The sequence below is a fragment of the Litorilituus sediminis genome, assembly GCF_004295665.1.
Lineage (GTDB): Bacteria > Pseudomonadota > Gammaproteobacteria > Enterobacterales > Alteromonadaceae > Colwellia > Colwellia sediminis.
Genome location: NZ_CP034759.1, coordinates 1,299,458 through 1,315,312, shown reverse-complemented (window position 1 = coordinate 1,315,312; position 15,855 = coordinate 1,299,458). Strand labels below are relative to the sequence as shown.

General features: G+C 36.3%; 12 protein-coding genes. 3 read left to right on the top strand and 9 right to left on the bottom strand.

Annotation, left to right across the window (positions count from 1 at the left end):
* Positions 1 to 10 precede the first annotated feature (10 nt).
* The 7 genes from EMK97_RS05915 to EMK97_RS05885 form a co-directional block, all read right to left on the bottom strand.
* Positions 11 to 979, bottom strand: a complete 969-nt coding sequence (locus tag EMK97_RS05915) for a glycosyltransferase (protein ID WP_130600313.1) — start codon at positions 977 to 979, stop codon at positions 11 to 13.
* Between the two features lie 45 nt (positions 980 to 1,024).
* Entirely contained in the window at positions 1,025 to 1,819 is a 795-nt protein-coding gene (locus EMK97_RS05910) for a hypothetical protein (RefSeq protein ID WP_130600311.1), read from the bottom strand.
* Between the two features lie 491 nt (positions 1,820 to 2,310).
* A complete protein-coding gene (locus EMK97_RS05905; protein WP_130600309.1) occupies positions 2,311 to 3,258 on the bottom strand; it encodes a WavQ in 948 nt (315 codons plus the stop codon).
* The gene (locus EMK97_RS05900) at positions 3,259 to 4,782 is read right to left on the bottom strand and encodes a lipopolysaccharide biosynthesis protein (RefSeq protein ID WP_130600307.1); all 1,524 of its coding nucleotides are present in this window, start codon (positions 4,780 to 4,782) and stop codon (positions 3,259 to 3,261) included. It lies immediately after the preceding gene.
* 14 nt (positions 4,783 to 4,796) lie between these two features.
* Complete coding sequence (gene rffA / locus EMK97_RS05895; RefSeq protein ID WP_130600305.1) at positions 4,797 to 5,927, bottom strand: dTDP-4-amino-4,6-dideoxygalactose transaminase; 1,131 nt, start codon at positions 5,925 to 5,927, stop codon at positions 4,797 to 4,799.
* Positions 5,927 to 6,490 carry an acyltransferase gene (locus EMK97_RS05890; protein ID WP_130600303.1) on the bottom strand — a complete coding sequence of 188 codons (564 nt, stop codon included), beginning with the start codon at positions 6,488 to 6,490 and terminating at the stop codon, positions 5,927 to 5,929. The genes rffA and EMK97_RS05890 overlap by 1 nt, the downstream gene beginning before the upstream one ends.
* 154 nt (positions 6,491 to 6,644) lie before the next feature.
* On the bottom strand, positions 6,645 to 7,646 hold the full coding sequence (locus EMK97_RS05885; RefSeq protein WP_246028894.1) for a Wzz/FepE/Etk N-terminal domain-containing protein: 1,002 nt from the start codon (positions 7,644 to 7,646) through the stop codon (positions 6,645 to 6,647).
* 246 nt (positions 7,647 to 7,892) lie between these two features.
* On the opposite strand from EMK97_RS05885, the gene pgi reads away from it, so the two are divergent.
* Complete coding sequence (gene pgi / locus EMK97_RS05880) at positions 7,893 to 9,497, top strand: glucose-6-phosphate isomerase (RefSeq protein WP_130600301.1); 1,605 nt, start codon at positions 7,893 to 7,895, stop codon at positions 9,495 to 9,497.
* Between the two features lie 60 nt (positions 9,498 to 9,557).
* Here the strand turns inward: pgi and EMK97_RS05875 are convergent, their stop codons facing one another.
* On the bottom strand, positions 9,558 to 10,295 hold the full coding sequence (locus tag EMK97_RS05875; RefSeq protein WP_130600299.1) for a YciK family oxidoreductase: 738 nt from the start codon (positions 10,293 to 10,295) through the stop codon (positions 9,558 to 9,560).
* Between the two features lie 379 nt (positions 10,296 to 10,674).
* Between EMK97_RS05875 and EMK97_RS05870 the strand changes: the two genes are divergently transcribed.
* Complete coding sequence (locus EMK97_RS05870) at positions 10,675 to 13,131, top strand: VolA/Pla-1 family phospholipase (RefSeq protein WP_130600297.1); 2,457 nt, start codon at positions 10,675 to 10,677, stop codon at positions 13,129 to 13,131.
* Positions 13,132 to 13,269: 138 nt separating this feature from the next.
* Positions 13,270 to 14,316, top strand: a complete 1,047-nt coding sequence (gene sohB / locus EMK97_RS05865) for a protease SohB (protein WP_130600295.1) — start codon at positions 13,270 to 13,272, stop codon at positions 14,314 to 14,316.
* Positions 14,317 to 14,392: 76 nt separating this feature from the next.
* Here the strand turns inward: sohB and EMK97_RS05860 are convergent, their stop codons facing one another.
* Positions 14,393 to 15,754, bottom strand: coding sequence for a dicarboxylate/amino acid:cation symporter (locus EMK97_RS05860; RefSeq protein WP_211342273.1), 1,362 nt, complete (start codon positions 15,752 to 15,754; stop codon positions 14,393 to 14,395).
* Between the last annotated feature and the right edge of the window lie 101 nt (positions 15,755 to 15,855).

Here is a 15,855-nt window from a genome sequence, read left to right as displayed (position 1 = left end):
ATAAGTGTTATTAAGGGTTAATATGACGATGACGAGGCTTACTCTTTTTTTCTTCCAAATAGCAAGTAAATCCATCTTTTATCGCTTTTAGATATGTTCTAATGTTATTGAGCTTAAACGTTAATAAGAACTGTGTAATAAATATTAGGCTGAAGATAACTACATTTGATACATATTGCCCTTTGGAGTTGCTTCGTAACAGGCCTAACCAAGTGTTATTTCTTACTGAGTAATATAGCTGTGTTGCATTTGCATTGCTAAAGCGATTTGATAGCAATTTGCTTCCCTTTCTAAGGTGAAAGCTCTTTTCTAAATCTTCAATTAGAATATCTTCAGAGAAGATGATTTTGAAATTATATTCTGTTACTAATCTATTAGTGTACTCATAGTCATCGGCATATAAATAAAAGTCTTTTTTCGGGAGTATGTCTGTATCAAGAGCCTTTTTATTTAATAGCAGACCTCCATATGGAGCCGCGATAATATCACCAGCGTACTTAGAGTTTGATTTAATTATTTTCGAGAAGATATCTCTTCCTAAGAAAGAGTTCTCACTACCCATGACAAATTCGGGTTGTCGCTTCTCTTTTGCTAATTTGGGCAGCATTCTATCGGGGCGGTGGAAGTAATAAAGCTCATCTTCTTTAATATCTAGCTGCATTAATGTTTGATAGCAATTCCTAGGGACTAAATTGTCATCGTCAAGTAATAAAACATAATCGGCGTCATCATTTTGTGCAATATGTGTTATTAGTTCATAGTAACCTCCTGCAGAACCCAAATTTGTATCTGAATATAAGGTTATAACAGGTGTACCGTGATATTTGCTTGTTAACTTTTGATAGTTGTCTTTAGTAATACCATTACAAAAGACATAAATCATATCGAAGCCTTGCTCTAGTAGCCTATCTATTGATTGGTATAAAAAATTTAATCTATTACCGTAGGTTAGGGTCGCGGCAGATATTTTTTTTAACATATTAACTATGTGACTTGTAAGTAAAAGTTGGAGATAAATAGTTAGCTATTTAGCTGTAGATATTTTGTTATTATACTCGTTTTTAAATACGAATAATAATGGGAATGTCCAATAAAATACTAAAAATATGTTTTCATAGAAAGAGTTGTTTAAAAACATTGAAAACAAACCTGCATTAAACATAATTAAGCAAGCTGCTGACTCGTGGCTTGGATTTTGATTGTAGATTCTTTTTAGCTTGAAAAAAGTTATCGAGATTATAGCGAAAAAAAGCAACAACCAAAAAATACCATTTTGGCTAATAAAGTAATAGAAGCCATTATCGAGATAAAATTCCGTATTGGCTAAGCCTTGAACGAACCCTTTACCTATAAGTATGTCAACATAATTCTCGGGGCTTAAAAATGATACCCATGCGTCAAATCTTACTGCTAATGTGCTCATTTTACTGAATAAGCCAGAGGTAGATGAGTGACCAAACTCGTATTCAACGACATTAAGGAGTAACGGAAGTAAAAATACGGTTAATAAAATAATGGTAAGTAGTGATGACATATACAGTAAGAAAAAGCTTTTTAAATATCGCCAGCAGAAATAAGCTGAAATACTAATAGCAGCTACGGCCATGCCATTACGATTGAATGTCATTATTAGCAATGGGAGAATTACTAACACAGTCAATATTTTTTTTAATGGGCTCTTTATATAAAATAAAGCAAAAACTATCATAACATTGCAGTAAAGAGCTAAAGAGTAGGCAGAATAAAAAATGCTGCTAAATCTCAGTTGTAGGCCGTCTTTGTGCGACTGAATAGGGTTAACAATTAAGTTTTGTTTCATTAATACAACAAAAAAGTCTGTAACAGTTTGGGGGTTCTTAATAAATAGAACAAATAAAATTGATGTGGTAATTAATGTAAATATGCCTAAAATGATATTTGATCTCATTATGGCATTGAACATGTGAGTTGGATGTGAATAAGCTATAAGAAGTAAGGTTATAGGCATTATTCCTTGAAAGAAGAGTGCAATTAATAAATTAAAAATATTGTAATCATATGTATTATCGAGTAAGTAGTATAAGATAAAAGATATATTATTCCATGAGAAAAATATGAGTAAGAGAAGTGCGATACTCGAGATTTTTTTTCTTAAATAGATATGGGCAGATGCAACTAAAAAAAATACCACATGTAACGGTAAAAATATGTAATTTACATTAAGAGGAATAAAATAAGTAAGTATTTTAAAGAAGTCTTTTAATAACAAACTTAAAATTAAAAATGTTAATAGGTAATGTAAACCATTCTGTTTTATATTTGGAATTTTCATTAATTTTTATCAAAAAAGAACTGGTTAATTTCATCAACGCTTTTTTTAACATTCATTAAAGAGCTTTTCTCTTCTTGTATGATATGCTCTTTTACTAGATGTGCTGTTAATTTTGCTTTTTCAATATTATCAAACCCGTAAGCTAGCCCATATCGATCAGTCTCTTTAGGATACCATTCTATTTCACTTGTCCCTTCGTCTGGTATTACAATTGATTCACAGCCACATAACACGGCAAAAATAGAATAAGCGGTATAGGTATCATAAGATATGAATTGCTTGGATTTTTTTAATATTTTAGCGACCTCTTTGTGAGGTAAGTTATCAATCAAAGTCGCATTAGTAGGATTATGAACTAGCTTTTTGTGCTTTCCTTTACGAATACAGTAGGCAATTCCTTTTTTTTCAACAGGCACTTCGTTTAGATTGTAATGCTCTAAGGGGTAATGAATAACCTTTAGTTCTTGCGTTGAGGTTTTTGAACCTGGAAATTCAAAATCATTTATGGCGCTATTAAATTTAAAAAGTAGTTCGCCTGGGTTGTACATTATCTGTCCATAATGAAAGCCGGGCTGGTGTAATAACCAACGAACAACATTCTTAGCATTAAGAGGGTTACCTAATACTATTTCTGAATAAATTACTACGCAGTCATCATCAACTTGATAATCTTTCGAAGGTTTAATTACTGGTGTATTTAAATGTGGGTTTGTTTCAAATCCTTTAATCAGCTTTTTAATTAAATACTTTAATTCAACTTTAAAAAATAACTTAAGTGTATGGAAAAAATTTACTTTATCCATTACAAACTGCTCGTAGTGGGGGTAAATTTTTGCATCATGTCCTAGTTCATTTAGAAGGTGACATAATTTATGTAATACTACAACACCACCCCATTTTTCATTATATGGTGGTGAGAAGATGACAAACTTTTTTACTTTGGACATTTATTTCTCTGTAATTAATGAAACTTTTTTTATCGTTGAATTAATAGGCTGTCTTAAAATTAAGGCTGCTAATAATAAAAGACCTACACAACTAATGCCAGTAAAGCTTAAAGATAAAAATGTTAATCCTCGTTGATTGCTATATAAACTAACAAAATATTCCAAATTTGTTAGTACAATGGTTGAAAAGATAGAGGTAGTTATCAGGGCTGGAATGAATATTAAATTTACAAAATTGCGCAAATATTTTTTGAATGTATACCCCCCCCAAAGAATAAAGAAAATTATATTGTGACACATCCAAAAAATAGCTGCGCCTTCACCTTGATAGTAATCGATAACAGGGAAAATTAGAGGTATTAAAATTGCGCTGTATAGGGCGTAAGCGATTAAGTGCTTTTTTAGATTTTTAAGTGTAAATTGTAATAAAAAGGCGAAGTTCATAAAAATGACAGCAATGTTGCCTATCGCTAACCAGGAAATATAACGAGATGCCTCTTGCGCAGCTTCCTCATTTCCTGTCCAAGCCCAAACCAACTCTGTTCCAAATACCACTAAAAATATACCAAGAGGGATGAAGGTAAGGATTGAAAATAATACAGACTTTATCAGAATGGTAACATATTTGGCGTTGTTCTTATTTGCCATTAAAGCGGTTAATCTTGGCATTAAAACTTGATTTAAAGGTATGTTTAAAGTAAACATAACGCCAGTAACGGTTACCGCTAATGAATAATAGCCAAATTGCTTTAGGTTTAGTGCACCCGACAAAATCAATTTGTCTATTTGTGAGACAACAACCCACAGTATAGATAATACTGAAAGTTGCACAGATAATAATAGTAACGATTTAATTGAAGATTGAGTCGGAGAGCTGGATTCTGTGGCAATTTTAATAGCATGACGCGACTTTAAATAAAACAATGCTTGAAGAGTGCACCATTCTAGTACAGCGATAAAAGCTTGATAGGTAAAGTATGCTTTTAAGGAGCTATCATAAATGTACAAAATTCCGAGCCCAGCAGGATAACGTAATGTGGTATAGAAGAAGTTAAACAAGCCTAGTAAAATATGACATTCTAGGCCAATTAGCCCGCTGCGTAATGGACCACTAAGATATTTAAAGCTTAGCGTTATGGCCATGCTTAAAACGCAATATGAAACTAACTCTAATTGAAGATTTGTTTTAAACCAATGTAGAGAAAATGTCGTTGCAAAGGTAAACCCTAGTATCAGTAGTACTAATGCTATAAAAGCAAATATAAGATAGATCTTATAAAACGATGTGAGAAAGCTTTGAAATGAGCTGCTACAATGCTTAGATAAAGCGACTTGCCGTGATAAAGTGCCGCTAATGCCTGCATCTAAAATTTGTAACCATGTTTGCAAAATTAGATAGAAACCAATTAGCCCAAACCCTTCTGCACCAACAAAGCTAATTAACAAAGGTGTTACAATGAGTGTAACAACCGTTGAATATAGTTGGGCAGAGAAGGTTATAGCAAATGACTTTTTCAGGTGCACTTAATAGCTCTTAACTATGCAAAAAAGGTGTTTATTTTATTGCAGATCATATCAACGTCTTCAAGTGACAAACTGAAATACATTGGTAGTCTTATCAAGCGTTCGCTTTCCTTGGTAGTATAAACATCACTTCCTGAAAATATACCATGTTTAAGACCCGCTTCAGCAGAATGCAAAGGAATATAATGGAAAACAGAATGGATATCTGATTCTTTTAAAAATGCAATAAACTTAGAACGTATCTTAATATCAGCAACTTTTATATAAAACATATGAGCATTGTGAATACAGCCTTGTGGGATTGTAGGTAGCTCAATATGCTGTGACAAAGCAAGACTTTGAAGGTTATTAGCATATCGGTTCCAAAGGGATAAGCGTTTTTCGTTTATTTCTTCTGCTTTTTCTAGTTGACCCCATAAATAAGCCGCTTGCAACTCACTTGGTAAGTAACTGCTACCCACATCAACCCAAGAGTATTTATCAATCATTCCCCTGAAAAATTTAGAGCGATTTGTGCCTTTTTCTCTGATTATTTCTGCGCGCTCTACAAATTCTGGGTCATTAATTAACAATAAACCACCTTCACCGCCACTAGTGTAGTTTTTTGTTTCATGAAAACTATAAGCACCTAAGTGGCCAATAGTTCCTAAAGCTTTACCTTTATAGTTACTCATCACCCCTTGTGCGGCATCCTCAACAACAAATATATTATTATCGTTAGCAAGGGTCATAATAGAATCCATTTCACAGGCTACTCCAGCATAATGAACCACAACGATAGCTTTTGTTTTAGGTGTTATAGCGTCTGCTATTTTGTTTTCATCAATATTTAAAGTATCTTGGCGAATGTCCACAAATATGACTTTTGCTCCCCTTAACACAAAGGCATTTGCTGTGCTTACGAAGGTATAGCTTGGCATTATTACTTCGTCACCAGGCTGAATATCGAGAAGAATTGCAGCCATCTCTAATGCTTGAGTGCAATTCGGCGTAAGTAAACATTTGTTAACATTAAATGTAGTTTCAAACCATTGTTCACATTTTTTCGAAAACTGTCCGTCACCGGCCATCGCAGAGCTGCGAGCTGCGGTTAAAAGGTATTGCTCTTCGTTGCCCGTATAAGGCGGTTTATTGAAAGGGATCATTATTGATTTATTTCCATTAAAAATTCTTGTTCAATATTCAGAATGTCGCGTTTTCGCTCTTTAATTCGTTTAGCAGGAATTCCTGCGTAAATGCCCCAAGGAGATGTTGTCTTTGTTATCAGAGACATTGCTCCTACAGAGCACCCTTCCGATACGGTTACACCAGGCATAACCGTGGAGCCAGTTCCAATAATGACGTGTTTGCCAATAGTAACTTTAGCAAATGTTTCCGTCTTGAATTTTTTGGGAATTAGACTATTGACCATGGAACCGCCTGAGTAATCATCGGTCTGAGCAAAAACATTTACGCGATAAGCCAATGTGGCGTAGTCTTCCATTTCTATGCCTTTGATACCACCAGCAACCAGGCAATACGGGGTTATGTGACAATACTTACCAATTTTTACTTTGCCAGAAACAACACAGAAGTCGTCGATTCTGGAGTTGTCATCGATAGATATTTGCTCACAATTATATAAGCTGGCTTTATCGCTAATCTTTACGTTTTCTCCTATATAAGCGAACCCCAATTCTTTTAATTCGCTACTAGAAAGGTAAGCCATCAGTTGATCCTTCACACATCTTTTAATGATAAAAGATATTTGGTTATTTTAATTATGTTCGAGCTATCTTAATTCTTTAAGTAACTCATTACATTTGTTAATTGAGGTAATTTAGTCGCTAACTTAGTGTTATTTACAAATAACAGAGCTAAAGCTATAACGCATTATTTCTATTGGAGAAAAATCTAAATAAGACTATTAATACTGATAATACACCACCTAATATGGTTCCTAAAACGACGATAAGCGCTCTTTTAGGTTTATCTTTTTCATCTGGTACTTGTGGTGAATCGATAGTCTTTAATACATACTCAGCTTTAACCTGGGTTAACATCATATTTTTCGTCTGCTCTTCTATCAGTTGATAAAATATGGTTTCCATATTACTTGTTTTAATGTTCTCAAGCTTTTCCGTTAGGTAATTTATCGAATCCTGAGCTTCTTTGTAGTCTTGCTCGCGCATAAAGAAATTAATATCTTCAATAAGCCAAGTTAACCACTGCTGGGCCAGCTCAGGAGAGTAAAACTCCATTTCAATAGTAACCATAGAAGTTAATTTTGATTGTGAAACTGTAAATATTTTGTTAAATGCTTTATAAGCTTCCCATGGCGTCGGCTCTGGTGTTTTAGGGAAATCTACTTCTCTGACCCATTTCTGTTGATTTACATCGTATAAATCTTCATCATAAACCAACTCGTTACTTGCATAATCCCAATTCTTAGCAGCAATAAGTGGCACTGTAAGTTGATGTTTTTGAATGAACTTCTCTATGAATGAACGAGTTTTGATAACCTCCAGCGCAAGGCCTGTTTTATCAGAAGACTCTCCACCGAGGTTTATTCCTGCCATACTAGCTAAGCCGCCAAACTTACCTGCTAGACTAGCTAGTCCTCCCATCCCACTATCTGAAGATACTGGAGCTAATATGGCGGAAGCTTTATATATATTAGGAAGAGACAGAGCGATCGCTATCGAACTAATAGCAAATATGCTACTAATAAAAGCAATCAGAATCTTACCTTTCCAAATTGCCTGCATTAGTTCAGAAAACTCTACTTCATAGCCACTGTTGTCTGTACGCTCTTGTGTAATATTTACTTGCTTACTTGCAGGTTGAGGTATGATATTTGTATCTTCTCGTAGTTTATTTGACACTGGGACTAGTACTCTATGTTGAGTTGATAAAATCTAAAGGGCTAGGGCGCCGTATTATATGTTTACCCTGATTATGTGTAAAGGCTTAATAAGTTAGCGACAATTAATTAGCGGGAGCATAGTGGTTAGGAAGTTCAGTTGTGTACCTACCTGCGAATAATCAATTGTTTTTTTAATAGTGATGATGAAGTATAATTTGAACAGTTTTTTATCTGGCTTGGTTAAAATATTATAACACCGATTTATATGGATCTACTTAATTCCCCTTCCTTTGTTCAGAGCGTTAAACTTCGCAGAATTATAGACTTGTTTCATGATGAAGCACGAGGGCAATCATTTGCCTTAAAAATGTCACAACTTTTTTTAGATTACTCTAAACAAAACATTTCCCCAGATGAACTGTCTAACTTGATTACTTGGGCGCGTGACTGTCGTTTAAACGATAGTATTGATGCTATGTTTTCAGGTGAGAAGATAAATAATACTGAAGAGCGAGCTGTGTTGCATACGCTGCTTCGCGCGCCAAGTGAAATTAAATATGCTGTTTTAGGTGAGCAAGCTCAGGAAGTATTGCAAACTGAAGTTAATATGGCTTCGATTGTTGATGATGTTCGCCAAGGTAAATTAACTAGCTGTACTGGTCAGAAGTTTACTGATGTATTAGTAATAGGTATAGGCGGTTCATATTATGGACTAAAGGTAGCGTTAAGCGCTTTATCTCAGTATCAAACACAACATTTAAATGTTCATGTATTGTCAAATGTGGATGGACAAGCCGTAGCTGATAAACTTTCCAGATTAGAAGCTAAATCAACCTTAGTTATCGTTATCTCTAAAACTTTTACCACACAAGAAACCTTGCTAAACGCTCATTCAGTTAAACAGTGGATGTTAGATGAGTTGAAAACTGACGATGCCATATCTCGGCAGTGGTTTGCAGTGAGTTCTAACCTAACTAAAGCGACCCAGTTTGGTATCAATGAAAATAGTATTTTGCCTATGTGGGATTGGGTTGGCGGCCGTTTTTCAATTTGGTCAGCAGTAGGCTTACCATTAGCTTTAGCTATCGGTAATCAAAACTTTGAAAAATTTAAGCTAGGCGCTTATGAAATGGACAATCATTTTCAACAAGCGGATTTTAGTGACAATATGCCCGTATTAATGGCCTTACTTGGTATCTGGAATCGTAATGTTTTAGGTTACCATAGCTTGGCAGTTTTACCTTATGAACATTCGCTAAGGGCATTTCCTGGTTATTTACAACAAATTGATATGGAAAGTAATGGTAAGTCAGTCTCCATTGATGGAGAAAAGCTGTCTTGGGCAACTGCTCCTATCATTTTTGGTCAAGAAGGGACTAATGGGCAACATGCATTTATGCAGTTAATGCATCAAAGTGAGGATATAATCCCTGCTGATTTTATTGTTTCATTAAAGCCCAGTACTAAAGCGTATCAAGAGCATCATAAAGTACTTGTGGCAAATTGCTTTGCTCAAAGTGAAGCGCTGATGCAAGGCGTTACTCTTAAACAAGTAGAAGAGGAATTGAAAAGCGAGGAAACGCTTTCTTTAACTCCTCATAAGGTGATGAAAGGTAATACACCAAGTAATACTTTATTGTTGGAATCAATTACGCCTGAATCGATAGGTGCTTTGTTTGCATTGTATGAGCACAAAATATTTGTGCAAGGTACATTATGGCAGCTTAATCCATTTGATCAGTGGGGAGTAGAGTTAGGGAAAAAACTTAGTTCATCTGTATTAGATATTATCAATGGTAAAAGCACTCAAAGTCATTTATCGACATCAAGTATACAATTGATTAATACTTTTTTAGATGCCAACAAATAGCGAAGCTTTAATTTTCATCAAATGCGACGGGTTATCGCATTTGATGAAATGTCGTCACAATTACTGCGCCTTTAGCACTTGGCCATTAGTTTCTTTACTATCATCAGACATTAAGTAAACATATAACGGCATAATCTCTTCAGCTGTAGCTAGTTTTTCTTTATCTTCTGCAGGGTAGGCACTGGCTCTCATTGCCGTTCTTGTTGCGCCAGGGTTGATTGCATTAGTGCGAAGATTAGAGCTTTCATACTCATCTGCGATTATTTGCATCATACCTTCTGTGGCAAATTTCGACATACTGTAAGGCCCCCAATAAGCGCGACCTTGATTACCAACCCCAGAAGAGGTGAATATTAATGAGGCGTTTTCAGCAAGTAATAAGCTTGGGATTAATGCTTGCGCTAATAAAAACTGAGCCTTCACGTTAACATTCATCACATCATCATAAATTTGTTCATGAATTTGGGTGAATGGTGATAATTCACCCAGCATGGAGGCATTGAGTAATGCGCCGTCTAATTTGCCAAATTGCTGAGCAATGGTTGCTGACATATCAATATAGTTTTGTTTTGTCGCACCTTTTAAATCAAGCGGAATAATCGCAGGCTCAGGATAACCTAAGGCAATAATTTCATCGTAAACCGCTTCAAGTTTCTTAACAGTTTTTCCTAATAAAATTACGGTAGCGCCTAGTTTGGCGTAGGTAAGGGCTGCTGCTTTACCAATGCCAGCTCCAGCACCTACCACTAAAATAGTTTTATCTTTTAAGTTAGCTGAATTGATATCGTAATCGAACATATTCGCTTCTCATTATTAAGGTAAATTTTAATGGCGGGTATTCTACGCTGAGGCGTTTTATAACACGAGCAAAAAAGTAACATTTGTCGGAGTTTTTCATCAGAATGTTACAGAAACTATAAAAATTCTTCATAAATTGAAAAAAGCGCTAGCGCATTACTAAATCTTGCGTTAAGTTTAACTGGTCTAACTAGTTAATTTGATAATGTGGTCAAAGTGCATATTTATCAAAGTAAACAGTAATTACGCAAATGTAATACGCTGAACTAAATAAAATTACGATCAATAATATAATAATAAAGGTGGGTGTTGCGCTTTAGTGTAGTCCATTGCAACAACCACTTTTACAAATAATAAAAACAGGCATTGGGGAATTATAATGAAGAAGTTAGCTCTTAGCCTCGCAGTCATTAGTGCATTAAGTCTAAGTGGTTGCGGTAGCGAAACGATTGACGATGTTAAAAAAGATGTAGAAGAGAATGGTACGCCGATATACCCAACGTCTCGAGTGGTATTTGATCCAGCCAATGGCGTGATGTCTGTTCCTAATGATTTGCTTTTTAGTGGCAGTAAAGATGGCACGCTTAACCTACCGGTAGCCGACCCTGATAATGCTGCCGACCCGACTGTTGCACTGAGTCGTTTAGATGGTTGGTCAACTAATACTGCGTTTACAATTGATATGGATTTCCCTTCAGAAGTAACACTTAGTGAATCGAGTGTTGCAGCTCCTGGTGCTGTTCGTATTTTTGAAACCATTATGGGAGGGGATGCAGCCGATCCACAGTGTGAGCAGGTAACTCGAGGGTTAGCATGTAAAGTAGTTGCTGAACTAGCATTTGGCACTGACTTTGTCTCAAAAGCGTCTAACGGCAGTATTGCGGTTATTCCACTAAAACCACTTAAGCCACAAACAAGTTACATTGTGGTGTTAACCACTAATATTGAAGACAGTAATGCTCAGCCTATTGCTGGCTCTTCAACTTATGAAGCTGTACGTGAAGATATTAACGAGAAGCCGCTTGGCTCTGAAAGTCAGTTAATGCTACAGGGCATAATCAATAGCTATGAAGGCGCAGTTGTTGCCGCAGGTGTTGATAAAGAGAGTATCGCTTATTCAATGGCAATGACAACTCAATCTGTTGGCCAAGTGTTAGGCGTTAGTAAGCAATTATTATTATCTGGTCTGACGGAAACTCCGCTTGTACCTGTACCAGCTATTAATGTACAGGATACTACGCTTTCTGTTGCTGACGTGATGATTCAAGCTGAGTTATTAGATCCAACAGACCCGGCAGATGCGCAAAATATTGCTTTATATAGTTCAGCAAATTACTACTTAGGTAATGTGTCTTTACCATATTATTTACATACTCCAAGTGCAGAGAATCCACTTGCTCCACTTAATACTTGGATGAACGCACTTTGTGATTCAGGTGCCGCAATAGCTGGACTTACAGCAAGTAACCCAGAGTTAATCCCAGCTGAGCCAATTGGTACCAATGATGCTGTTTGTATGTCTTTTGGTTTACGTGACTTTAGTACGTCTGATAACCCAGTTTTAGCTGGGCTAGATACAGAGCGTAATCTTACCAAATATAACCCGATTCCAAAGATTAATAGCTTCCAAAATGTTGAAGTGCAAATGACAGTGCCAGATCTTGCTGTGGTTAATGCACTTCGCCCAAGTTTAGGTTTAGGTGCAATTGAAAAGCCTGAAGCAGGTTGGCCGGTTGTTATTCTTCAGCACGGTATTCCATCAAAGAAAGAAGATATGCTAACAACAACGGCAATGCTATCTTTATTTGGTATTGCTAGTGTTGCGATTGATTACCCGCTATTTAATTCACGTGGGTTTGATTTAACCGGAGATGGTAACAATAATATCGATGCCTCGGTGAATCCGCTTGATTATATTAACTTGCAAAGCTTTAGCACAACAGCTTCAAATGGTCGACAAGCTGTTATTGACTTATTAGGCTTACGCTTTGGTTTGAACTTCCTAAATGGCGCAGATATTGATAAATCTAAAGTATACTTTACTGGTTTATCTTTAGGCTCTATCGGTGGTTCACAATTCTTAGCTTTAGCAAATACTAGTGTGCCTGAGTCTGAGCAGTCAGAACAAATCAATGCCATGTTTAAAGTACAGGCGGCGACATTAAATGTGCCAATGCAAGGGCTAGGTTTTGGCGCTATCATAGGTTCAAATACATTTGGACCATTGCTGCAGTCAGTCCTTGCTTATGGTGGTGATGAAGGCTTCCAACAATATTTTGCTGATAATAACCAAGGTGGCTTATCCCCAGCAGATGGTGCGGTATTTATTGGTTTCTTAATGCAAACTTATGCAACATACCAAACAACGTTATCGCCGGAAGATGCTGCTGCGTTATCGAGCACTATGGTACAAGCGGCAACTGCATTCCAAATGGCATTAGATGATGCTGAGCCGATGAACTATGCTGCTGCATTAAAAGCGACAGAAACGCCTATTTTACTTCAAGAAGTGGTTGGAGATGGTGGTGAGAATCTACCTGATCAAGTGCTGCCAAATGTTGTCTCTAGCTCGCCTGTTGCTGGTACTGAGCCATTGATAGCACTATTAGGCTTAGATCCTGTTAGTATGACAACAGTAAGCCCTGAAGCTAAAATATCTGGCGCGGTACGCTTTACTGCAGGTCATCACTCTTCGTTAATCAATCCTAATCAGGATGTAGCACCAACTGCTGAATTAGCATTACGCGCATTTAAAGAGATGCAAATGCAAATGGTGAATTATATAGCTAATGATGGTCAGCTTATTTTGATTTCAGATGATGAAATTATTAAATAAATAAGCTTAACTTAATTTTTGTAAAGCCCAGTTTCTACTGGGCTTTTTTATGTCTGTAATATTTGATAACAAGAATTATTTTTTCTCATTCTATTACATGGTAAATTATCGCCAGTTTTTATTTATAGGATATTGATTTTGGAATTTTTATACGATTATGGTTTGTTTTTAGCAAAAACCATTACCTTTGTTTTGGCTATTATCGCAATAATAGCTGTTGCCGCGGCATCTGCGATAAAGCAAAAACATAAGAAGGGTGATTTAGATATAACTGATCTTTCGGAGCAGTTTGATGAAGTAGAACAAGATATTGTTCATGCACTGTTATCAAAAGAAGAGCTAAAAGAAAAAGAAAAGCAAGATAAAAAGCTCGCTAAAGAAAAAGCAAAGGCTGATAAAAAGGCCGCTAAATCTGACGAAGACGTGCCTGTACAGCCACATTTATTTGTACTGGACTTTAAAGGCAGTATTGATGCTAAAGAAGTATCTTCATTGCGAGAAGAAATCAGTGCAATCTTATCTGTAGCAACAAAAGATGATGAAGTTTTTGTAAGGCTTGAAAGTGGTGGCGGCATGGTACATGGTTATGGCTTAGCTTCATCACAATTAGATAGACTTCGTCAGCATGAGATCCCTTTGACTATTTCGGTTGATAAAGTAGCGGCAAGTGGTGGTTATATGATGGCGTGTGTCGCCAATCATATCATTGCTGCACCTTTCGCCATTTTAGGCTCTATTGGAGTCATCGCGCAATTACCTAACTTTAATAAGTTACTTAAAAAGCATGACGTTGACTTTGAGCAATTTACTGCGGGTGAATTTAAGCGCACAGTGACCATGTTTGGTGAAAATACGGATAAAGATAGAGAAAAGTTTACCGAAGAGTTGGAAGAAACTCATGTGCTATTTAAAGACTTTGTTAGTGCCCACAGACCAAGCCTTGATGTGGCAAAAGTTGCTACTGGTGAACACTGGTTTGGTACTAAAGCGTTAGAGCTAGGATTGATAGATACCATTCAAACAAGTGACGATTATTTACAAGAAAAAAATAAGACACATAAAGTTGTAGCAATTAAATATGAGTTGAAAAAAGGTTTAGCAGAGAAGTTTTCAAAAGCTGCAAGCTTAACTGTAGACAGTGTATTAAATAAACTAACTCAAAAAAATAATGTTTACCCAGGCTAAATTAGTAAACTAGGTAAAAATTGATTACAAAAAAAGGGCGTAAGCCCTTTTTTGATTTCTACAAGTTTAATTCAGATTAGTCGTTTTTCAGATGGTGAAAATCGATATCTTCAATTGTATGACCTGCCTGTTCATCAAGGTACATATCGTTGTCAAATTGCTGTTCGCTTTTAGCAACCACAATACTTACCATAGAATCACCCGTTACATTTACCGCCGTTCTTGTCATATCAAGTAATCTATCAACACCAATAATTAAAGCGATACCTTCTACAGGCAAACCAACTTGCTCAAGAACCATAGCTAGCATAATTAAGCCAACCCCAGGTACACCGGCAGTGCCAATTGAAGCAAGAGTGGCAGTAAGTACTACAGCTAAGTAATCAGCTAAGGTTAAATCTTGGCTAAAAACTTGTGCAATAAATACTGTAGCTACACCTTGCATTATGGCAGTACCATCCATATTGATTGTCGCACCTAATGGCACAGTAAAAGAGGCTATGGAATTTTTTACACCCATTTTGCGTGTTGCTGTTTCAAGCGTAACTGGAATCGTGGCATTTGAACTTGCTGTTGAAAAAGCAAAAATAGCTGCATCGCGCATTTTCTTTAAAAAGATTAATGGGTTTAGCCCGGTAAGTAATTTTAAAATAACCGAGTAGGTAATGGTTGCATGTAAAATAAGTACAAATAGCACTACTAAAAAGTAAACAATAAGCTTACCGAAGGTCTCTATTGATACCGTAGTAAATAAGCTGGCAAGCAAGGCAAATACACCATAAGGAGCAATATTCATTAATATTGCTACTAGGCGCATAATGACTTCGCTTAAGTCATCAAACATTGCTGCAACACGTTCACCAGCTTTGCCTGATAATGCGATGGCGATACCAAAGAGTAGAGCAAAAACAATTACTTGTAACATGTTTCCTTGGGCAAAAGAAGCAAATGGGTTTGTTGGAAACATTTGAATAATAACTTGTGCTAGTGATGGTGCTTCTCGGCTAGTAAAACTGCTACTTGTTGGCATGTTAACGCCTTCACCAGGGCCGATGATAAGAGCAATAAAAATAGCAAAACTAATGGCAATTGCTGTGGTGGCTAAATAGAGAGCAATGGCTTTGCCGCCAATTCTACCTAACTTGCTGGTATCTTTTAGTGAACAGACACCGCAAACTAATGATACAAACACTAGCGGCACAACTAGCATGCGCAAGCTTGCCATAAAAATTTGCCCAATGACTTCTAAAATACCATCGACAAAAAGCCCTTTTACCGATATTTCAAAAAGATAAAGATTAAAAACTAGGTCTGAGCCATCAGGCATTAACCATTGAAAAAAGCTACCAACTAAAATGCCGGCAATCATACCGATAACAATGCGTGTGGTTAGACTCGCTTTTTTATTTGCGGGTTGAATCGTACTTTCGTTACTCATAGTTATTATTGACTGTGTTAGTGATTGAGTTTTAAGTTTGGCTATATAAAGCTAGCCATAAGCTGGTTAGAGTAGCAATAAAAGAGCCGATTAAAAACTAG

Excerpts from the sequence above, each read along its gene's own strand:
- EMK97_RS05915 (WP_130600313.1), bottom strand. The coding sequence starts at position 979 with ATGTTAAAAAAAATATCTGCCGCGACCCTAACCTACGGTAATAGATTA.
- EMK97_RS05910 (WP_130600311.1), bottom strand. The coding sequence starts at position 1,819 with ATGAAACAAAACTTAATTGTTAACCCTATTCAGTCGCACAAAGACGGC.
- EMK97_RS05905 (WP_130600309.1), bottom strand. The coding sequence starts at position 3,258 with ATGTCCAAAGTAAAAAAGTTTGTCATCTTCTCACCACCATATAATGAA.
- rffA (WP_130600305.1), bottom strand. The coding sequence starts at position 5,927 with ATGATCCCTTTCAATAAACCGCCTTATACGGGCAACGAAGAGCAATAC.
- EMK97_RS05890 (WP_130600303.1), bottom strand. The coding sequence starts at position 6,490 with ATGGCTTACCTTTCTAGTAGCGAATTAAAAGAATTGGGGTTCGCTTAT.
- pgi (WP_130600301.1), top strand. The coding sequence starts at position 7,893 with ATGGATCTACTTAATTCCCCTTCCTTTGTTCAGAGCGTTAAACTTCGC.
- EMK97_RS05875 (WP_130600299.1), bottom strand. The coding sequence starts at position 10,295 with ATGTTCGATTACGATATCAATTCAGCTAACTTAAAAGATAAAACTATT.
- EMK97_RS05870 (WP_130600297.1), top strand. The coding sequence starts at position 10,675 with ATGAAGAAGTTAGCTCTTAGCCTCGCAGTCATTAGTGCATTAAGTCTA.
- EMK97_RS05860 (WP_211342273.1), bottom strand. The coding sequence starts at position 15,754 with ATGAGTAACGAAAGTACGATTCAACCCGCAAATAAAAAAGCGAGTCTA.